This window comes from Aquiflexum sp. TKW24L, assembly GCF_023502205.1.
In the GTDB taxonomy this organism is placed as follows: Bacteria; Bacteroidota; Bacteroidia; order Cytophagales; family Cyclobacteriaceae; genus Cognataquiflexum.
Genome location: NZ_JAMFLG010000020.1, coordinates 25038 through 46338, shown reverse-complemented (window position 1 = coordinate 46338; position 21301 = coordinate 25038). Strand labels below are relative to the sequence as shown.

Genomic DNA, 21301 nt, shown 5'->3' with positions numbered 1-21301 from the left:
AATTTGAAAGTAGGGAAAATGGGGCAATCAAAAAATTTATTGGAATGCCGATTATCAAAAATTTAGGAAATGAGAGGTCTATTTTGGTAAATTAAGCCCAGTTTTAAAAACCGTAATCCCCAATTTGAACCTATGAAACTTCAACCTCTTTTTACAGGCTTATTCTTCCAAAGTCTGCTGATTTCAACCCTCCTGATTTCCTGCAAAGAAAAAGAAACAACCCCTGTTGATCTTCAGATCACCCAATATGACCATGAAGTGGTCAAAAAACAAGCTGCCGAAATTGAAGCGACAGTGACACCTACCTTATCTGAAGGGCTATCCTTGAAGCTTTGGGCGGTGGATTCCATGATTATCGATCCTATTTCCATAAAGGTGACAGATGATGGGACTCTATATTATGTAAGTTCTGAGCGCTTGGGACAGTCAGAATTTGATATCCGTGGACATCAAAATTGGGAAATACAATCCATGAGCTGGCAAAGTGTAGCCGATAGAAAAGCGTTTTTGCGAAAGGAATTTGCTACTGAAAGGAGTGAGGAAAACAAGTGGCTGAAGGATTTGAACGGTGATGGATTTTTTGATTGGAAAGATCTTACTGTGGAAAAGGAAAGTGTGTATAAGATAAAAGACACCAATGGAGATGGATTGGCCGATTGGTCACAGCGGATTGTCTATGATTTCCATGAGGAAGAAACAGATTTGGCATTGGCAGTAACGGTCCATGAAAATGATGTTTTTTTGGGTGTAGCACCTGATTTTTGGAGGTTGCAGGATACCAATGGAGATGGCTTGATGGATAAGAAGACCTCCATTTCCCATGGCTATGGTGTCCATGTGGGATTTGGTTCGCATGGCATGTCAGGAGCCAAAGTAGGACCTGACGGCAGGATATATTGGGCTATTGGCGATATAGGATTTAACGGAACTGACCAAGACGGAGTCAAGTGGAATTATCCTAATAGAGGTGTTGTCGTCAGATCAAATCCTGACGGAAGTGATTTTGAAGTTTTTGCCATGGGCCTGAGAAATACCCATGAGTTTACTTGGGATGAATACAATAACCTGATTTCCGTAGACAATGACGGAGACCACAGAGGGGAAAGTGAGCGTTTGGTTTATTTGGTCAATGGCTCAGATACAGGATGGAGAATCAACTGGCAGTTTGGAAAATACCGGGATCCTGACAACAATACTTACAAAGTATGGATGGATGAAAATATGTATAAGCCTAGGCATGAAGGTCAGGCAGCATACATCACGCCATGCATCATCAATTATGTCAATGGTCCTACTGGGATGATTTATAATCCGGGAACTGCCTTAGCCGAAAGGTGGAAGAAGCATTTTTTTGTTGTTGAATTTGTTGGTAATCCTGCACGTTCAGGAATCCATGCATTTCAGCTAAAGCCTAAGGGAGCAACGTTTGAGCTGGCCAAAACAGAGTTGGTACAGACAGGAATGTTGCCTTCAGGAATTGATTTTGGACCTGATGGGTCATTGTATGTGGCAGATTGGATCAATGGCTGGGGCAATAAAAATTATGGAAGAATCTGGAAGCTTGATGACAATGAAGGCCAAAATTGGGCAGCAAGAAAGGAAACCCAAGGGCTGATTACCTTGGATTATTCTGGCATGTCAGATGCTGAATTGGAAGGTCATCTGTTTTATGAAGATGACAGAATCCGAAGAAAAGCCCAATTTGAACTCGCAAAAAGAGGGGAAAAAGGGGCAAAGGTTTTTGAAAAGGTGATGAACCAAAAGGCAAATCAGATTGCAAGAATACATGCCATCGTAGGTACAAGTCAAATAGCCAGGATGGAGGATAGAAAATATGCGAAAGTCCTTATCCCATTCTTGAAAGATAGCGACCCTGAGATCCGTGCTCAGGCTGCCAAGTGGATTGGCGATATCAAATACAAAGAAGCGGGAGAGTTCTTGTTGGCGCTATTGGTGGACGAATATCCCCGAGCAAGATTTTTCGGAGCTGAAGCAATCGGTAGAATTGAATATGCGCCTGCGTCAACTTCCTTGATCGGATTGTTAGACAACAACAATGACGAAGATGCCTACATCCGACATGCTGCTTCCTTGGCATTGGCCAGGTTAAACCAGCCTGATCAGTTGGTTGCCCTTGCCGGTGAACCAAGTAACGCCATCCGATTGGGTGCGGTTTTGGCTTTGAGAAGGTTAAGTCACCCGGGAATACAACAGTTTCTAAAAGATCCAAATGAATACATTGTAACAGAAGCTGCCCGAGCAATCAATGATGACTTTTCCATCGAAGGTGCCCTTCCGGCTTTGGGGGACTTATTGGTGACCACCAAATTTACCAATGAGCCTTTGATCCGAAGATCCATCAGTGCCAACCTGCGTGTGGGAACTGAAAAGTCCATGCAAAACCTCATCACCTACATTTCCAATCCTTCGGCTCCATTGGCCCTAAGACAGGAAGCAACAGAGGCACTTGGTACTTGGACCAAGCCGTCAGTTTTGGATCGGGTAGATGGGAGGTATAGAGGAGAAGTCACTAGAGATGGTGCTTTGGTAAGGACTGCAGCCACGGAGCCTTTGATTAAGTTGTTGAATGAAAAAGAAATCTCTTTGAAAATCGCAGCCGTAAATGCCATCGGAAGACTCGGGATTGCAGATGGATCCGATGAACTTTTGGCTTTGATACAGTCTGACAAATCCCCTGAAGTACGTGTAGCTTCCATTCAAGCACTTGCCAAAATGAATGCAGCCAATACTGCTACAGGTATCGAAAAAGCCATTGCTGATTCGGACAAATCAGTGAGGGTGGCAGGTCTGAGTCTTTTGGAACAGCTGGATTTAGACAAAGAATTGAAAGTAAAACTTTTGAATGAAATCATAGAAAAAAGAACTACTGAAGAAAAACAGGCCGCATTGGTGGCTTTGGGGAAATTGCCCGCAGAAAACACCAAGCCAATTTTCGAAGGCTTATTTGTTAAAATGTCAGCAGGCAAACTACCCACAGATATTTTGCTTGAGCTATCAGAATCTGTGGAATTATCCAAAGACCAATCCTTAGCTCAAGGATATCAAAAAGCCGCTGAACAGCTATGGAAAGGAGACGAGTTGGCATCCTATCAAAGCAGCCTCAACGGTGGCGATGTCGTGAAAGGGCGGGGTATATTTTTCCAATCCCAGACAGGGCAGTGTATGCGTTGCCATGCTTATGACGATATGGGAGGAAATGTTGGTCCAAGCATCAATGGAATCGGTAGAAAATTGAGCAGACAGGAAATTCTGGAATCCCTCATTGATCCAAGTAAGCGGATAGCTCCGGGATATGGTATAGCGATGTTGGAATTGAATAATGGCAGGGCCATCAATGGGGTTTTGGAAAAAGAAACCAATTCTTCAGTATTGATCAAAATGGGAAACAATCCTGATACATTGATCCAGAAAAAAGATATCAAAACCCAAAAGATGGCAGCCTCCAGCATGCCTGATATGAAAGCAATCCTGAGTCGAAGGGAAATCAGGGATTTGGTGAGTTACCTCGTCACCTTGAAGGAAGATTTTTGAAAAGGATAGTGCTTATATTTCTGATTTCAGTCCTTGTCTTCGTCGGAATGGGTGCAGGATTGATTTGGTGGGGGAAAACCATGCTTCACAATGCGGATATTCCCCAAAGGAAACATCTTTTGGAGGAGAGTGAGTCCCAAAAAGTGATGGTCTTTTTTGCTCATCCCGATGATGAAATCGCAGTTGGCGGAACCTTGCTTGACCTGAGAGAACAAAACCACAGCTTGGTCATGGTTTATTTGACCAAAGGGGAGGCAGGGCCAACGGGTGGATTGGTGAAGCAGGAGGAACTTGGTGCGGCCAGGGCTCTTGAAATGGAAAAAGTAGCGGGTATTCTTGGAGCTAGTGAATTAGAAATGTTTGATTATCCTGACAGCGGCCTGAAGGACTTGCCTTTGGATACTTTCAAAATAGTAGCCAGAGAAATGATCCGAAAACACCAACCTGATATTGTGATCAGTTATGACAGCAAAGTCGGGCTTTACGGACATCCTGACCATAGGATGGTTTCCAAAGCGATGGAAGAAGTTTTCCTTGAGGATAAAAATACTCTGGGATTTCCAGTTAAAAAGCTATATCAAGTCACTTTATCGCCCAAACAGATCGAAATAGCCCTGAAAATCGCGCCTGGTTTCCAGAGGAATTATCCCAGGACTGGGGAAGGATTGCCGGTTCCCGATTTTTCGGTTGGGACCACAGCCCATTTCTCCACATTGGTGAGCATGATGGAAGCGCATGCCACCCAACAGGAGGTTTTTCGGGACTTGTTACCTTACCGGGAACAGGTGCCGGAGTTTATTTATTCTAGGATTTTTGACAGGGAGTATTTTTGGGAGGTGAGGTAGATTCCGAGATGCAGGAGTTAGAAAAATGATATAATAATTTCGCTTATGATAAGACATACGGTTGTTTTCAAACTCAAATTTCCAAAAAGTTCATCCGAAGAAAAGGAGTTTCTTTGGGCCGCTGCTGCTTTGGCATTGATTCCCGGGGTTCAAAATTTTGAATCCCTCAGACAAATCAGCAAGAAAAATGATTTTGATTACGGGCTTTCCATGGAGTTTGATTCGGAGGCAGAATATAAATTCTATAACAATCACGCCGACCACGCAAAGTTTGTTGAGGAATATTGGGTAAGATGTGTAGAAAAATTTTTAGAGATTGATTATGAGTTGACCAAATAGGAACTCAATTCTAAAAACCCAAAATAAAGGCACGAATAGAATTCATGCCTTGTTTGTTTTTAAGGCAATTTATTTGACAAGAGTAACTTGTATGGCAAATTCGACTTCCTCATTCTTTCCATCTGTGTTGACATCATAAGACTCAGACTCATCCAAAACAAGAACAAGTCTGTTGTTGGTCAAGCTAGTAACATCATAATCTTGGTTACCATTGACCGAAGTCAACGCTAACTTAGTATTGTTATTTTGAAGACTATAGGTGCCAGAATCCTCTTCCACCCCATCTATTCGGACCACGTAAGTTCCATCGGCATTAAACGTAAATGTGGTGGTTTCCAATTCGGCCTCCTCAATAATCCCTGAAAGGAAAAGTGCCTGCACAGTTTGTGCAACTTGTGGTGAAAGGCCCATTACTGAAGACAAGTAGGTAAGTGCCGGCTGACCGTTGATACTGGCTTCTAGGAGAGAATAGGAGTCAAAACTCCATGTTCCGACGATGTTAGATGTAGGGGATTTTTCCTCGCTCATACATGATCCCAAAAATGAAAATGCGGCAATAATTACCACAAAAAAGGCGAATTTAAAGTTCTTAATCATAGCCAAACAGGTTTATAGATTCTAAATAAATCTCATAAATTTAAAGAATAAACCGGAAATTTTAAAATTTCAATAATTTAAATCCAATTTTGATTTCAGTAAATCAGGTATTTTTTACGTGAACTTTTGAAAGCCTCTAGGTCTTCTTGCCAAGATGCTTTGATTTCAGCCTCGCTTTTTCCCGCCAAAATATCTTTTCGCAGTTGATCACTTCCGGCTAATTTGTCAAAAAAGTTATTGAAAAACTTTTCCTTCTTTCCTGAAATTTCATAAGCCTCCAACAGGTATTTCAAAGTAAACTGGTGGGTCAAGGGTTCATTTCTCAGATCCCGCCCATAGCATTTTTTATCTTGCTGTGGAGGAGTTTTGGACATGCCATCGATACTTACCGGAGTGAAGGTAAAGTCCCCGTACTTGGGATCGGGATAGCCATAAACCTGAAATGGGAAATAGGTGCCCCTTCCCAAAGACACATCTGTACCTTCAAAATAACAAAGCGTAGGATAAAGTCGGATGGCAGTATCATTTGGAAGATTGGGGGATGGTTTGACAGGCAGGCCGTAAGCCATGTTGTGGTTCCAGTTTTTGACCGGAAGGACTTGGATATCGCATTTTGCAGCTCCTTTGAGCCAACCTTCGCCGTTGATCATTTGAGCCAATTCTCCTACAGTAAGTCCATGGACTACAGGTATGGGATGCATGCCTACAAAACTTTCATACCCTTTTTTGAGAACAGGACCATCGATATAGTTTCCATTTGGATTGGGCCGGTCAAAAATCAATAGGGGCTTTTTGTTTTCAGCACAACTTTCCATCACATAATGCATGGTGCTGATGAAGGTATAAAACCTGATGCCGACATCTTGCAAGTCATAGACAATGACATCAATATCCTTCAGGGTTTCGGCAGTAGGTTTTTTATTGTTTCCATAAAGAGACACAATCGGTAATCCCGTGCGCTTGTCAACCTCAGAATTGACCACTTCGCCTGCATCCGCATCTCCCCGAAATCCGTGCTCCGGCACAAAAACCTTAACAACAGTAATCCCCTCAGCCATCAGAAAATCAACAAGGTGGATGTTGTTTTTGGAGGTCAAAATCGAAGTCTGATTGACTACCAAGCCAACTTTTTTTCCTTTCAAAAGAGGAAGGTAAACCTCCGGCTGATCTGCTGCGGGCAAGATTGGATTTTGGGAGAAGATCTCTATGATTGGGTCAGGCTGGGCTTTTGTTTTGCAAAATGCCAAGCTCTGAAGGAAAAATGTGGCAAGTATGATTATTTTGAATGGCTTCATGGTTACTTTGCGCTAGAATTTCAACCAAATAAACAAAATCATTGAACCTTTCCTATTTCATTGCCAAAAGAATCAGTTTTAAGAGGACAGGCGGTTTTACCGGAACAATCCATCGCATCGCTGTTGCTTCGGTGGCAATTGGAATTGCAGTTTCTCTGATTTCATTCATGATTTTGGGAGGTTTTCAAGACAAAATTTCTGAGAAGGTTTTTTCCTTTACGGGACATTATCAGGTTCAAAAGTTTGTCTCCAGTAATGCATTCGAAGAAAGTCCAACTTCCATATCCTCAGATTTCTATAAAAACTTCCCTCAAAATAAGCTGATCAGCCATGTGCAGGTATATGCCCACAAGCCCGGACTATTGAAGGGTGATGAGGAGGTTGAAGGCGTTTTGATGAAAGGGGTAGGGCCCGATTTTGATTCGTTGAGTTTCAAAAATTCAATCATCAAGGGCAGGTTTATCCAGTTTTCGGATTCTGGTGCCACCAATGAAATCCTGGTAAGCCGCAAGATTGCTGACAAGCTGATGCTGGAAGTTGGAGAGAGGATTACCATGTACTTTGTGCAGGAACCGCCAAGGTTCAGACGATTTGAAATTGTCGGACTTTATGAGACATTCCTGGAAAATTTCGATGACAAGATCATCATCGGAGATATTCAGACCATCCGAAATCTAAATGGTTGGTCAAGCGACCAAGTCGGAGGTTTTGAAATTTTTGTCCATGACAACAAAAAATTGGATGAAATGGCTGAGCCTATTTATAATACTCTTGATTTTGACCTCAAGCTGATCAAGATGACGGATAAATACATTGAGATTTTTGATTGGCTGATATTGCTCAATAACAATGTGTACATTTTTTTAGGATTGATTCTTTTTGTAGCGGCTTTCAACATGGTTTCCATCTTATTTATCCTCATCATGGAAAGGACTCAGATGATCGGAATATTGAAAGCGCTAGGTTCTACCAACAAACAGATCAGGAAGATATTTGTATGGAATGGTGTCAGGATTATCGGCCGTGGACTGCTGATCGGAAACAGTATTGCTTTTGGGTTTGGTTTTTTGCAGGATAAATTCAATATCGTTTCTCTTGATCCTGCAAGTTACTACATGGATTTTGTGCCGATATCGTGGAATTGGCCTGTATTTTTTATTCTTAATGCGGCCGTGCTTTTGGTGACCACACTCGTTTTATTTATTCCCGCAATGCTGATCAGTAATATTCAACCGATAAAAGCTATACGCTTTGATTGATTTTGTATGATTTGAAAAAGCTTAAAAATTTCATGTAAATGACTCCCCAAACAGCCTCTTTGAATATGTGGGTATTCATTTTGGAAGTTCCTTTTGTGCGGTCGGTAAATATAATAGGAACCTCTTTGATCTTGAATCCAAGTTTCCAGGTAGTGAACTTCATCTCAATCTGAAAAGCATAACCGATGAATTTGATCCTATCCAATCTGATGCTTTCCAAAACTTTCCTCGTGTAGCATTTGAACCCCGCGGTCGCATCTTTGATGGGCATACCGGTGATAAATTGCACATATTTGCTCGCAAAAAAGGACATCAAAACCCTTCCCATCGGCCAATTGACAACATTGACTCCGGTAATGTAGCGCGAACCGATGGCCATGTCAAAACCATCTTCTGCACAAGTTTTGTGTAATTTGATCAGGTCTGTTGGATTATGCGAAAAGTCAGCATCCATCTCAAAAATAAATTGATATCCGTTTCTCAAAGCATATTGGAAACCTTCGATGTATGCTGTTCCCAATCCTAGTTTACCTTTTCTTTGGATAATGTGAATTCGTTCAGGATATAATTTCTGTAGTTTTTTGACTTCCAATGCTGTTCCATCAGGAGAGTTGTCGTCGATGATGAGCAATTCAAATTCCCCATCCAATGCCATAACCGTCAAACTGATGTCACGGATGTTTTCCAGTTCATTGAAGGTGGGGATGATGACAAGTTTTTCTCTGTTCATAAAATTCGAAACCCAAAAATATGATTAAATGCATGGAAATATAAGTTTGAACTAATATTCTGCAAAAATTAACATATAATTGCGATCGAAAAAAATTACCCAAAATCATGAGAATTGCAGTTATCACCTATGAGGCGAAAGGTTCCTATGCCATAGAAGATGTCCCGGATGAGGACAAAATGCTCGAAGCAATTCTTTCCGAGTTAGGTGTGGTTTTCAGATTTGAGATTTGGTCAGATACATCTGTCGATTGGAGTTCTTATTCACATTTGTTGATGAAATCCCCATGGGATTATTTCGACCGCTATCCTGAGTTTTTGGCTTGGTGCCAAAAGATCAAAACTTTGGGAATTCCGGTGGTCAATGACATCGATCTGATCATTCGAAATTCTGACAAGCGATATTTACAAGAGATAGAAGATTGTGGATTTTCCATCGTGCCGACGATTTTTAATGATAAAGGTCAATTCCCTGACATTGAGGCTTGCTTCAAGAAATTTGATACAGACCAGATCGTAATCAAACCTACCGTCAGCGGTGGTGCGAAAAACACCTTGAAAATCCAAAGAAATAATTGGCGGGAACAACAGGGACAAATTCAAAACCTGCTCGCTTCCGAGGATTTTATGCTCCAACCATTTGTCAAGGAAGTGGCTGAAATAGGGGAGGTTTCTTACCTTTTTTTCAATGAGAAATTTTCCCATGCAGTATTGAAAAGTGCCAAATTGGGAGAATTTCGGGTGCAACATTTCTTTGGTGGGCAGATCCATCCTATCGACCCGACTTTGATCGAGTTGGTTTATATCCAAAAAATCATCGATGATTTTGCATCCGATACCTTGTATGCTAGGGTGGATGGGGTTTGGATCAAAGGCGTTTTTTATCTCATGGAATTGGAACTCATCGAACCTTATCTTTTTCTATTTACTTCCAAAGAGGGTAGAGAAAATTATAAAAATGCGATTAGAGAGAGGTTTGGGGTTTGAGAGAGACGAGAGGCGAGAGAAATAGGAGTAGCAGTTTTCAGTCGCAGTTGGCAGTTATGCTTAATTAAAGTACTAGGCTATTCTGAAGGAAAAGGTTTTCCATGTCATTTCGAAGGAGGGACGAGTGAAAAATTTTAATACAGTATTGAGTATTGATTATCAAGTATCAAGATGCGAGCCCTTCGACTTCGCTCATGGAGCGGTGTTCAACTATTAACCGAAAACCTTCGAGGTCAAAAAGAGACCTCAAAGGTTCTCATCGATTAACCAATTCACCAAATAACCAATTAACCAACACTCACTCACACCTCCCCAGATTCATCTGCGCATAAACGCTTCCTTTTTTTGCGGCTTCTCTGATGTCTTTGCAGCCGGTTGGGTCATTGATATCCAGTTTGGCATTTCCCCTTCTCGCCATTGCTTCGATATGGTTTGGGTTGGCTTTCAGCACATCCTCAAAATCCTCCAATGCCCAATCGGAATTGCCCAACAGTAAAAGGATCAAACCACGGTTATATTTGGCTGTAGTATTTTCAGGATCATGTCTCAGGCACATAGTGAATGATCCTGCTGCACCTAAAATATCACCAATCTGAGACCTCGCCATTCCCTGATAGAAATAAACGCGCGAATCTTTGGGATTCAATTCTTTGGCAAGCTGTAAAAATTCATCAGCACTCCTGTATTCTTCATTCATCAGCATGGCCCTTCCCAGTAAAAACAGAATCTCATAATCCTTTCCATCTTCTTTGGCTGCAAGGAGCAGGTATTTTTGGGCGTTTTTATAGTCTTCCCTTTTCCAAAATAATTTACCGATGCCTGCATAGGCCTGTGCATAGGTCGGGTCATAATGGATAATGGTTTTGTAATCCTCCACGGCTTTGTCAAATTCCTCTAATTCCTCGTAAGACCTAGCCCTAAGGTGCAGGGATTTGACGTCTGTGACATTAAGAAAAAGGGTTTTTGAGAACTCTGAAATGGCACTTTCATAATCTGCTTGATGAAAATACCTTTCACCTTCTGAGAAGCTTCCAAAGCATGAAACAAAGATTACTAAGAGGAGAATGGCGAAAATGGAACGCATGAATTTTTTATTTAAAACTAAAAATAACAAAACATTACGAAATTTTCATAATTGTAATAAATAAAAACTCAAATTGATTTTACTTGGGTGATAAAAGTTTTGAAATGAATCTAGACTAAAAAAGCTTTGGAAAAGGCGTATTGTTCACCATTTTCCAAAGCCCAACTGAATTTTTAATTTCACCAAAATTACTTAGCCTCGCCAAAGTTTGTGTTCCCACAAATTCCAACTTCATCAATCAATCTTGCCCAAGTTTGTGTCTTCACAAACTTTCAATTATCCGCCAATATTTTTATCCTTTCTTCCTTCAATATAATCATTCAGTTCTTTCCTTGGCATAGGCAATTTGCTGTCGGGAAGGCTTCTGAGGTAATCAAAGAATTCCTTGTTCATCTGTTCGGAGTAATTGCTGTCGATCTGACCTGTAGTCCAATCACCTGCTTTATTACGCATGATGCCGTAAGTATGACGCAAGTTGCTGATTTCAGCATTGAGGACGATCTCTGCTACCAAGTAAGCAGGGAAAAATAGCGTTCCGTAAGGACTTGCGAACACCACATCACCCGGCAGAACAGTCACATCTCCGATTCTGATAGGAGCATTGATCGATGTCAACATCATCTCAGCAATGGAAGAAGGATGGTCTCCAAGGATCCAACCGTTGAATCCTTCTACTTTTTTAATCTCTTGGATATTCCTGACTGTCCCGTAGAATATGACACCACGCTTAGATTTGGTATAAATCGAATTGGCCAAGCGGTCACCGATCAGTGTTCCCTGTTGGACTTTTCCATAGCCATCAGCTACATAGATATCGCCGTCTTTTAGCATTTCGATGGGCCAAACATTGGATTGGGCCTTTTCACCATGGCCTTCTGCCAAACCGACTTCCCTGATCAAATCCCCGAAATCAGGTCGCTGAGGCATATATTGGGCAGTCACGGCCCGTCCAGTCATGACTGTATTTTTGTCAGGATGGATCATCATCCAATCTCCTTGGTACTGATTGTTGAACTTATGGCTGCGCAATCCTCCCCAAGCATGGGTCAACACAACGCTTTTGAGCCTTTCCAATAATTCATCCGAAACAAAAGGCCTTCCATCAGGCAATCGTTCTCCAGTCCAACGGGAAGTCAAAGAAATAATATATTCCCTATCCATAGCTACCCTGTCATATTGGGCGAAAGAAGGAGTAAGTGTACAGAGGATTAATCCTGCAAAAATCAATGTTGTCAATAGGTTTTTTTTCATGGTGTATGTTGGGTTGGAAATGGTTGAAGGGTTGTCTGCTTCGCGTTTTTAGGTTGTCATTGTTGTCTGGTTTTATTGTTTTATGGTACAGCTTATTGACTTTTTCTCGTTTCCTGGCAATAGCTCCTTGAATCTAGAAATAAATTCGCATCTATCAGAAGAGGTGATAATCAAACCATTATTTACCAAGAAAACTATCAAATTTGGATAAATGGCTGATTTTCAAGGTAAGTGTGGAGAATAAAACCACCGGAAATTCTTGGTCATTAATACTCCCCACAAAAAACAATTGCTCTTTCTTGCTAGTTAAAAAGCCTGTAGTAACTTTGCCTACGCAATGAATAAGCCTCCTTACAGTTCTGTTTTTCTTGTCCACTCCAATCTCGGTGGAGCACACAATTTGCATCATTCCTCCTAAGGAGGGAATTTTTGACATATCGCCCGCGGACGGCTGTTGGTATATTCATTCAGCCCTATCATCCAAAATTCTTATTGGCATTTTGATACTAAACGTATATTGCATCCATGAATTCAATTATTAGAATAGCCGTACAAAAAAGCGGTAGACTCAGTGAAGATTCCCTTAGCCTCATCAAGGAATGTGGCATCAAATTCTATAATGGTACCGGCAAACTCAAGTCCACTTCCACCAATTTTCCAATTGAATTCCTTTTTTTGAGGGATGATGACATTCCGGGATACGTCTCTGATGGAGTAGCTGACCTGGGTATTGTGGGAGAAAATGAGTTGGTCGAAAAAGACAAAGAAGTAACCGTGCTCAAGAAATTGGGCTTTTCCAAATGCCGGCTTTCTCTTGCCATTCCAAAAGGGGAACATTATGAAAATGTTCGTTATTTTGACGGAAAAAGCATTGCGACTTCCTATCCAAAGATTCTTGGGGACTACCTGAAGTCCCAAAATATATCAGCTGAAATCCATGAAATCAGTGGTTCTGTAGAGATTGCACCAAGTATCGGACTGGCGGAGGGCATTTGTGATATCGTAAGTTCCGGTTCCACACTGATGATGAACGGACTCATTGAAGTGGAGCAGATCTTCAAATCAGAAGCAGTGCTGATCAGCCACAAAAACCTTCCTGATGAAAAATTAGAGATTGTTGACAAGTTGCTCTTCAGAATCAATGCTGTCCAAAAAGGCAAAAGCAACAAGTATGTTCTCCTCAATGCTCCGAATGCTTCCCTCGACAAAATCATCTCTTTGATTCCAGGGATGAGAAGTCCAACCATATTGCCATTGGCACAAGAAGGTTGGTCCTCTGTCCATTCAGTATTAAGTGAAGACCAGTTTTGGGAAAACATCGAAGGTCTTCGTGCCGCCGGTGCTGAAGGAATCTTGGTCGTGCCGATTGAGAAAATGGTTATTTGAGAAAATGGTTATTTGAGATAGGAGATGTGAGACAAGAGATGTGAGACATGAGATTTGAGACATTAGAAGCGAGAAGCGGGATGCGAGAAGATAGTCGAAGGTAGCAGTCTCAGTTACAGATCAACAGAACCACGACTTTTCAAAAACTTGACAGCCTGACAACCTACCTACGGCAGGCAGGCGCGAAGCAGACAACCAATACAACAACTAAAACAATTACAACCAATAGAACCACTACAACAATTACAACCATAAAAAATGAGACCCTTCGTGCCTCAGGGTGACGGACTCGACAACCTGATAGAAACCTGACAACGCGAAGCAGACAACCACTACAACAATTAGAACAATTAGAACAATAAAAAACGAGACCCTTCGTGCCTCAGGGTGACGGTCTCGACAACCTGATAGAAACCTGACAACGCGAAGCAGACAACAATTAAAACCACTACAACCACTACAACAATTACAACCACTCCAACCACTCCAACCATTACAACCACTAGAACCATTTTCCATGAAAACCATATACAACCCAACCAAGTCTGAATGGACCAAAGCGTTGCAGAGGCCAATTCAAAAGACCAAAGCAATCGATAAGATCGTCAAGCCGATCATGAGGAAAGTCAATAGATTAGGGGACAAAGCTTTGAAAAAATTTGCTTTGGAATACGATCATGTCAATATCAAAACATTGCTTGTCAGTAATGAGGAAGTGCTTCAAGCCCGTGAGCTTGTTGATCCAAAACTGAAATCAGCCATCTTAATTGCAAAAGAAAATATAGAGAAATTCCATGCTGCCCAAGCCCAACCTGACCTTGTCATGGAAGTAATGGAAGGCGTGACCTGCATGCGTAAATCAGTTCCTATCCAAAGGGTAGGCTTATACATTCCAGGTGGAACGGCACCACTGTTTTCGACGGTGTTGATGTTGGGAATTCCTGCAAATCTTGCTGGTTGTGAAGAAATCGTCATCTGTACCCCACCTGACAAAGACGGAAACATCCATCCGGCCATCCTTTACACTGCCGACTTGATAGGAATTGATAAAATCGTCAAAGCCGGTGGGGCACAGGCCATAGCCGCGATGACTTTTGGGACAGAATCTGTTCCCAAAGTGGACAAGATCTTCGGACCAGGAAATCAATATGTCACGGCTGCAAAGCAGTTGGCCACCAAAAAAGGGGTAGCCATTGACATGCCGGCGGGACCTTCGGAGGTATTGGTCTATGCGGACAATTCTGCCGTTCCTGCCTTTGTGGCTGCGGATTTGCTTTCCCAAGCTGAACATGGTGTGGATTCTCAGGTGATCTTGGTAGCTAGTTCCGAAAAAGTAGCCAAAAAAGTCCTCAAAGAAGTGGAGGAGCAATTGGACAAACTTCCAAGAAAAGACATTGCCAAGCGTGCTTTGGACAACTCGGTAGCCGTCATCATGGGCAAAGAAGAGAATGCCATAGAGCTGATCAACGACTATGCACCGGAGCATTTGATCATCTGTGTCGAAAACGAGGAATTTGTTGTTTCTCAGATTGTCAATGCAGGTTCTATCTTCATTGGTAACTTTACACCAGAGTCGGCAGGTGATTATGCCTCAGGTACAAACCATACTTTGCCGACTTATGGCTATGCCAAAAACTACAGCGGAGTCTCTTTGGATAGTTTTGTCAAAAAAATCACTTACCAGAAAATCACAGAGAAAGGCATCAAGAAGCTTGGTCCAACTGTTGAAATCATGGCTGCCAATGAACTGCTCGAGGCACACAAGAATGCTGTCAGCATCCGCCTCAAATACATAAAAGAGAAAAAGTAATGGCTTTTGATATCCAAAAAATCCTTCGCCCCCATATTCTAAACATCAAACCCTATTCTTCCGCAAGGGATGAATACTCGGGTCATGACGGGGTGTTTCTTGACGCCAACGAAAATCCTTACGGTTCGCTGACAGGGGAGGCATTCAACCGATATCCTGATCCCTACCAACAGGAAATCAAATCCAAATTGTCTGCGATCAAAGGTGTTTCTCCAAAACAGATTTTCCTTGGAAATGGAAGTGACGAGGCCATTGACCTGTTGATGAGAGCCTTTTGCAGCCCGGGAATAGACAATATCATTTTGCTTCCACCAACTTATGGGATGTATGAAGTCTCGGCCTCGATCAATGACATTGCCATCAAAAAGGTAAATCTGACTGAAGACTTTCAACTCAGGCCAAGAGAAATCCTTGCGGCGGTGGATGAAAACACCAAGGTTATTTTTGTATGTTCTCCCAATAATCCGAGTGGCAACAAAATGAAAAGGGAGGCCATACGGGAAATTCTAGCAGGTTTTGATGGATTGGTAGTCGTGGATGAGGCCTACATAGACTTCAGCGATGAGGAGAGTTTTACTTCCGAATTGCCAGAATATCCCAACCTTCTCGTGATGCAGACTTTCTCCAAGGCTTGGGGACTTGCTAACCTGCGGATCGGGATGGCATTTGCTTCGGAAGAGATTATCCGCATCCTCAACCTTATCAAACCACCTTATAATGTCTCCGGATTGACTCAGGAAAAAGTCCTCTCCTCACTTGAAAAAGCTGATGAGATCGGAAAAGTAGTGAAGACAATATTGGAGGAAAGAGAACATCTCCAAAAGGACTTGGAAGGCTTGCCTTTTGTCAAAAAAGTGTTTCCTTCCCATGCCAATTTTCTTTTGGTGAAAGTTCCGGATGCCAAGAAGATGTACGATGACCTGGTGTCGAACAAAATCATCGTCCGCGACCGCTCCAAAGTGGTTTTGTGTGAAGATTGTTTGAGGATTACCGTAGGCACAAGGGAGGAAAATGAAGCGTTCCTTAAATCATTCAAAAAACTCGCCGGACAATCAGTTTGACATTTATTATCCCAATATCTGGTTTAAAACCGGATCTGAATAATTTCATTGATCCCAAATATCAATAAATATCCAGTATCAATTAATATCTATTTGAGAAGTAAAAGAACCTCAAATCATATTTGGCTCCACAAAAATAAACGACGTTCAATTAAGAAATAAATATGAAAAAAGCACTTTTTATCGACCGAGATGGTACCATCATTGTTGAGCCGCAGACAGACTTTCAGATAGACAGTTTGGAGGACTTGGAGTTTCTTCCCGGGGTAATTTCCAACCTGAGAAAAATCGCCGAGGAATGTGATTACGAATTGGTCATGGTCACCAATCAGGATGGTATGGGGACGGACTCTTTTCCCGAAGAAAACTTTTGGCCGGCACACAACAAGATGATGCTTACCTTAGAAAACGAAGGTGTCAAATTTGCCAAAGTACACATCGACAAATCCTTTGAACACGAAAATCTCCATACCCGCAAACCGGGAATTGGGATGCTCGAGGAGTACTTTGATGGTTCTTATGATTTGGCAAATTCATATGTCATCGGAGACCGAAAGACAGATATCCAATTGGCGACAAACATGGGTGCCAAGTCCATATACATCGGAAATCCCGATGAAAAAGCGACTTTTTGTAGCAAAAGCTGGGATGAGATTTACAGATTCCTTCGAATGCCGGCTCGGATTGGTGAGGTTTTCCGCAAAACATCTGAAACAGAAATCCACATCAGGGTCAATCTAGATGGTTCTGGAAAATGTGAAATTTACACAGGATTGCCGTTTTTTGACCATATGCTTGAGCAATTGGGCAGGCATGGAGGAACTGACCTGCTGATCGAAGTCAAAGGCGACCTGCATATCGATGAGCACCACACGATTGAAGATACCGCTTTGGCTTTGGGAGAAGCCTATTTGAAAGCTTTGGGAGACAAGAAAGGCATTTACCGATATGGTTTCCTATTACCGATGGACGATGTGTTGGCGCAGGTGGCGATCGATTTTGGCGGTAGACCTTGGATAGTTTGGGAAGCGGAATTCAAAAGAGAAAAAATCGGAGACATGCCGACAGAAATGTTCTACCACTTCTTCAAATCTTTCAGCGACACTGCCAAGTGCAACCTGAACATCAAAGCTGAAGGAACGAATGAGCACCACAAGATCGAAGCGATATTCAAAGCCCTTGCCCGCGCCATCAAAATGGCCGTCGCAAAGGATATTTCAGCTTTGAACCAATTGCCAAGCACCAAGGGGGTTCTGTAGAAAGGATGAAGGGAGAGGGTTGAAGGATGAAATAGGGATATTGGTCGCAGTTGGCAGTGTTCAGTTGCTTGAAGCAGTTTTCAGTAACAACAGTAAGCAGTTCACAGTGTCCCGATTTGACAGTTTCAGTTAAACAATTAAACAATTAACCCTGTAACCAATTAACCATTCACTATGCGTCTCCTTTATTTTCTTGCGGTTTTTCTTTTGGTACCTCCATTTTCCTTTGCTCAAAAGCAATCCTTGCAGCAGGTTTTGGAAAAGGAAACAGCAGGGTTTCGAGGGGATGTAGGCATTTATGTCCTACACCTAGAAACAGGAGAAGAGGCGGCGATCAATGCTGATACCATTTTTCCAACTGCCAGTGTTGTCAAAGTACCGATTTTGGTCGGCGTGATGGACAAGATTGAAAAGGGAGAATTGGCCTATCATCAGAAAATGATTTACAGGGATTCGATCAAATACGGTGGTTCTGGGTTGATGCAGCATTTCAAGGACAGTACTGAAACAGAACTCAGCGTCCTGATGTCGCTTATGATTACCTACAGTGACAATACGACCTCGCTTTGGTGTCAGGCTTTGGCGGGTGGGGGAGAGCGGATCAATGAAATTATGGAAAGTCTCGGCCTGCAACATACGCGGGTAAATTCAAGAACTCCCGGAAGGGAAGAGATCTGGAAAAAATACGGTTGGGGACAGACCACTCCGCGTGAGATGGCCAATCTTCTAATAAAAATCCGCAAAGGTGAAGTCATCAGTTCTGCAGCTTCGGACCGGATGTACCGGTTGATGGGCAATATTTTTTATGATGAGTATGCCCTGTCGGCAATTCCCGCCCAAGTGCAGACCGCATCCAAACAGGGAATGCTCAATGCTTCCCGTTCTGAACTCGTGTTGGTCAATGCCCCAAAAGGCGATTATGTCTTCTATATCGCTACCAAAAACAACGAGGATCAACGATGGGAAGACGACAACGAAGCACAGGTTTTGCAAAAAAGGATCTCCGAGGTTTTGTGGGAATGGTTTGAGCGGTAATATCTTACTATTGCTTTTATTTTTTAGGTAGTATTGAATATTTTGAATCAAGTCAAACAAAGCAAAAAACGCTAAAATTTTCAAAAAGCCATAGTCTAGTTTCTCATAAAAGAAAAATCTCTAGGTGACAGTTTGCTTGCATATTTGGAAGGGATTTTTTTCGTCTCCGGATATTCCGATATTATTTTGTATAAATTATTTTTGGTGTATTTGGATCGCCCGATTGTTGTTATCGCCGCTCCACCTGCAAGTCCTATCAAGGCAATTTCACCTCCGGGATCTTTGGTCTCCTCAGGAACCTGACCGGTTAAAACTCCGCCTATCAACCCAATTGCTTGGTCAGTAGTATTTGCTGAAGTCACTACCAGACCGATCAATAATCCACTTCCTCCTACAATCAGCCCAGTGGTGGTGGCACTTTTCCTTTTCCTGAAAAACATATTGACAACCGCCGTCAGTGAATCTGATTTTGATGTCAAAGTCAAAAAATCATATTTTGACATTTGGGAAGGTTCTTTAAAATCAGTCCTTTGTTGGGCCTGAACTTCAGAAAGGAAGAAACCGGATAATATGGCAAAAACAAGAATTAGTTTCATAACAGTATTGATTCTAGTATTCAAATATATTTGTTTTGGTCAAAAAATATATTTTACAGGATTGAAATTCAGGATAATAGAATTTAATTCAAAAGATTTTTGAGAAAGTTTCCAAAAAATCATGATAGAAAATTACCCCTTTGACAATCAATATTTTTTCTTAGAATCACCTAAACTGGTGTTGAAAAAATTTAAAAGGATGATTTGTTTTTCAGTTACTCTGTAGAACATCCGGTTATGTTTTGTTATCAAAATGCCTCTTATTCCTAATTTTTCATTTTCTAAAGTTCCCAAATAGGGTTGTTGGGCTAGTAGATCAATGATATCTTAAGATTTATTTATAAAAGAAACAGTAACATTTTCACCCCATCTTTCATTTAAAAATTTAATTATTGAATTGAATTTGGTCAGTGATCTTTTTGTCCAAACTATCTCTTTAACCATTCAGTATGTTGTTTTTGACAATGTCATGACTGATTAGATTGGTCGGGTCTTTACTTTCCTCATAACTTATAAGTAATTCATTTTTTTCACCCTCTGTCAGACCATTCCAAAGTTTACCTTATTCGTTTTGATTTAGCATCTGTACCAAGTCATAATAAATTTTAACTAATTCCTGATCTTCAATCCGATCAATCAAGAGGTGAAATTTTTCTTTTATTTGTTCTGCTCCCGCCATATCCTTTTTGGTTTATATAAATGTGAAAATAAAATGAAGTATTTGGAAAAGTAAATCTCAATTTCTAAGATTCAATTCCTTTCTCAAAAATTCATCTTCGACCTTGTTTTTGGTCCAATAGTCCACAATTTTTAAACCTTTGCGCGTCGCTTTGGTGATTTCTTTGGTACCGTCGGTTTTGGTTTGACTTTCTTCCCAACCCATAATCTGATAGGGAAATCCCTTTTCGAAGTCAATCTTCAATACCCTGCTGCCCGAAGCATAGGATACTTCCAATTGGCTCCTGCCATCACTGAGATCCACAACACGGATAAATGCCTCCTCAGTTTTGAATTCCTGATGGGTGAATCTTTGGTAAAAAAGTGAAGGCATCATCTGCACGCTTCCTGTCGGGATTTGCTTGGGATCGATGCGGATCAGGTTCCAAAGGTCATCTTCCGCCATGCCCCCAAAAGAAAACGAATCGTCTCCTTCTTTTTCGAAGTAGGAAAAAATCTTGCCGTTGTAGCTGTCACCACTTTTGAGGTTGAGTTGGGTAAAGGTATGCCCACACCATTCTTGGGATGAAGCTGTAAATTTCAATCCCTGACTTTGTTCTTTGGTAGGCGTAAAAGCCGAGAGCATCATGTGATAGGGATAGATGCCCGTCACAAAATCCCTCGTTTGGTTCATCTTCAGGACAGATATTTTATCAGAGTTCTTAGCCTCAGGATCATCCAACTTGACTTGCTTTTTTCTTGAAAAATCCTCCGTCACAAAGATCAAAACTGCTTCGCCTTCTCTTGCTTCACCATAACGATATTGGGTGAGGTCAAAACTGCTTATTTCTGCCTTTCCCTGAAACCAATACTTACCCCACTGTTCAAAATCAATGTCCGGACGCTGGGGCGTGGAACAGGAAACAATAAAAATTAAAGCTAAAAGGTAGACTATGGATTGACTTTTCATGGATTTTTTTGTCTTGCAGTATCCCTAAAATTAATCAATATGCCTGAGTCTTTGGCTATATATATAATTTATCTCTGACAAGGAAGGAGTTCAAATAGTCAAAAATCTTGTTTCCCTACACAACTGTATGAAGCGTTATTTTTTCCAAACCTTTATCAATCCAACCTGATAGCTACCTCTTTTGACCTCAATCGTGTAGGAAAGCCACTCTTCGGGTTCTGTCCAACCAACATACAGCTGATCCAATTCTGGATTCACCAAATTAAAATCATGGTCATCGATGTCCCTCGATTAGGTGTAGGAAATGTCTACAGGTTCGTTGATTCTGAATGCATTCAAGTATGTTCCATCGGGAGGATTTAGCCTTCCGCTTCCGGAATTTATCGAATCACTGTAGACCTTCGCCGCCAAGGTCAATGTATTCCAACTGGATTTTCCCCGGAATTCGCCGCGCTCCACTATTATATTTTGCGTCTGAAAATGGTTCACGATTAATCTGAGAAATCATTTTGATTCGGAGAGCAACCGTAGATAACAAAAACCAAAAGAATGGGGAAATTTTTCATAGAAAGAAGTTTCCCGCATTTAT

The 21301-nt window shown here is 41.6% G+C and carries 18 protein-coding genes; 10 read left to right on the top strand and 8 right to left on the bottom strand.

Translation table 11 applies throughout. The annotated features are described in order from the left end of the window. The first annotated feature begins 132 nt into the window (after window positions 1-132). Genes M3O96_RS13810 through M3O96_RS13800 form a run of 3 tightly spaced genes read left to right on the top strand, consistent with a single transcriptional unit; the run spans window position 133 to window position 4736 of the window. Window positions 133-3552 (top strand): HEAT repeat domain-containing protein, encoded by a 3420-nt coding sequence (locus M3O96_RS13810; protein ID WP_249721354.1) that lies wholly within the window; start codon window positions 133-135, stop codon window positions 3550-3552. Between the two features lie 8 nt (window positions 3553-3560). Continuing rightward, the gene (locus tag M3O96_RS13805) at window positions 3561-4397 is read left to right on the top strand and encodes a PIG-L deacetylase family protein (protein WP_249721352.1); all 837 of its coding nucleotides are present in this window, start codon (window positions 3561-3563) and stop codon (window positions 4395-4397) included. A gap of 45 nt (window positions 4398-4442) precedes the next feature. Next, the gene (locus M3O96_RS13800) at window positions 4443-4736 is read left to right on the top strand and encodes a Dabb family protein (protein WP_249721350.1); all 294 of its coding nucleotides are present in this window, start codon (window positions 4443-4445) and stop codon (window positions 4734-4736) included. A gap of 69 nt (window positions 4737-4805) precedes the next feature. Here M3O96_RS13800 and M3O96_RS13795 read toward each other — a convergent pair whose 3' ends face one another. Both M3O96_RS13795 and M3O96_RS13790 read right to left on the bottom strand, forming a co-directional pair. Continuing rightward, a complete protein-coding gene (locus M3O96_RS13795; protein WP_249721348.1) occupies window positions 4806-5333 on the bottom strand; it encodes a lipocalin family protein in 528 nt (175 codons plus the stop codon). Window positions 5334-5428: 95 nt separating this feature from the next. Beyond that, complete coding sequence (locus M3O96_RS13790; protein ID WP_249721346.1) at window positions 5429-6628, bottom strand: exo-beta-N-acetylmuramidase NamZ family protein; 1200 nt, start codon at window positions 6626-6628, stop codon at window positions 5429-5431. 41 nt (window positions 6629-6669) lie between these two features. Between M3O96_RS13790 and M3O96_RS13785 the strand changes: the two genes are divergently transcribed. Next, complete coding sequence (locus tag M3O96_RS13785; RefSeq protein ID WP_249721344.1) at window positions 6670-7887, top strand: ABC transporter permease; 1218 nt, start codon at window positions 6670-6672, stop codon at window positions 7885-7887. On the opposite strand, the gene M3O96_RS13780 is transcribed toward M3O96_RS13785, so the two are convergent. Beyond that, the gene (locus tag M3O96_RS13780) at window positions 7871-8617 is read right to left on the bottom strand and encodes a polyprenol monophosphomannose synthase (protein ID WP_249721342.1); all 747 of its coding nucleotides are present in this window, start codon (window positions 8615-8617) and stop codon (window positions 7871-7873) included. The genes M3O96_RS13785 and M3O96_RS13780 overlap by 17 nt on opposite strands. Before the next feature lie 107 nt (window positions 8618-8724). Here M3O96_RS13780 and M3O96_RS13775 point away from each other — a divergent pair, with 107 nt between their 5' ends. Next, the gene (locus tag M3O96_RS13775) at window positions 8725-9603 is read left to right on the top strand and encodes an ATP-grasp domain-containing protein (RefSeq protein WP_249721338.1); all 879 of its coding nucleotides are present in this window, start codon (window positions 8725-8727) and stop codon (window positions 9601-9603) included. 298 nt (window positions 9604-9901) lie between these two features. Here M3O96_RS13775 and M3O96_RS13770 read toward each other — a convergent pair whose 3' ends face one another. Both M3O96_RS13770 and M3O96_RS13765 read right to left on the bottom strand, forming a co-directional pair. Further along, window positions 9902-10687, bottom strand: a complete 786-nt coding sequence (locus tag M3O96_RS13770) for a tetratricopeptide repeat protein (RefSeq protein ID WP_249721335.1) — start codon at window positions 10685-10687, stop codon at window positions 9902-9904. 276 nt (window positions 10688-10963) lie between these two features. Continuing rightward, on the bottom strand, window positions 10964-11938 hold the full coding sequence (locus M3O96_RS13765) for an RraA family protein (protein ID WP_249721331.1): 975 nt from the start codon (window positions 11936-11938) through the stop codon (window positions 10964-10966). Window positions 11939-12463: 525 nt separating this feature from the next. On the opposite strand from M3O96_RS13765, the gene hisG reads away from it, so the two are divergent. The 5 genes from hisG to M3O96_RS13740 all read left to right on the top strand — a co-directional run bounded on the left by hisG (window position 12464) and on the right by M3O96_RS13740 (window position 18489). Continuing rightward, on the top strand, window positions 12464-13324 hold the full coding sequence (gene hisG, locus M3O96_RS13760; protein WP_249721327.1) for an ATP phosphoribosyltransferase: 861 nt from the start codon (window positions 12464-12466) through the stop codon (window positions 13322-13324). Window positions 13325-13841: 517 nt separating this feature from the next. Beyond that, a complete protein-coding gene (hisD, locus tag M3O96_RS13755) occupies window positions 13842-15134 on the top strand; it encodes a histidinol dehydrogenase (RefSeq protein ID WP_249721325.1) in 1293 nt (430 codons plus the stop codon). Beyond that, on the top strand, window positions 15134-16195 hold the full coding sequence (gene hisC / locus M3O96_RS13750) for a histidinol-phosphate transaminase (protein ID WP_249721323.1): 1062 nt from the start codon (window positions 15134-15136) through the stop codon (window positions 16193-16195). The genes hisD and hisC overlap by 1 nt, the downstream gene beginning before the upstream one ends. Before the next feature lie 164 nt (window positions 16196-16359). Continuing rightward, the gene (gene hisB, locus M3O96_RS13745) at window positions 16360-17454 is read left to right on the top strand and encodes a bifunctional histidinol-phosphatase/imidazoleglycerol-phosphate dehydratase HisB (RefSeq protein ID WP_249721321.1); all 1095 of its coding nucleotides are present in this window, start codon (window positions 16360-16362) and stop codon (window positions 17452-17454) included. 174 nt (window positions 17455-17628) lie between these two features. Beyond that, on the top strand, window positions 17629-18489 hold the full coding sequence (locus M3O96_RS13740; RefSeq protein ID WP_249721319.1) for a serine hydrolase: 861 nt from the start codon (window positions 17629-17631) through the stop codon (window positions 18487-18489). Between the two features lie 95 nt (window positions 18490-18584). On the opposite strand, the gene M3O96_RS13735 is transcribed toward M3O96_RS13740, so the two are convergent. From M3O96_RS13735 to M3O96_RS13725, 3 genes are all read right to left on the bottom strand, one after another. Continuing rightward, complete coding sequence (locus M3O96_RS13735; protein ID WP_249721316.1) at window positions 18585-19085, bottom strand: hypothetical protein; 501 nt, start codon at window positions 19083-19085, stop codon at window positions 18585-18587. A 736-nt stretch (window positions 19086-19821) separates the two neighbouring features. Then, complete coding sequence (locus M3O96_RS13730; protein WP_249721314.1) at window positions 19822-20712, bottom strand: hypothetical protein; 891 nt, start codon at window positions 20710-20712, stop codon at window positions 19822-19824. 291 nt (window positions 20713-21003) lie between these two features. After that, window positions 21004-21171 (bottom strand): hypothetical protein, encoded by a 168-nt coding sequence (locus M3O96_RS13725; protein WP_249721311.1) that lies wholly within the window; start codon window positions 21169-21171, stop codon window positions 21004-21006. Between the last annotated feature and the right edge of the window lie 130 nt (window positions 21172-21301).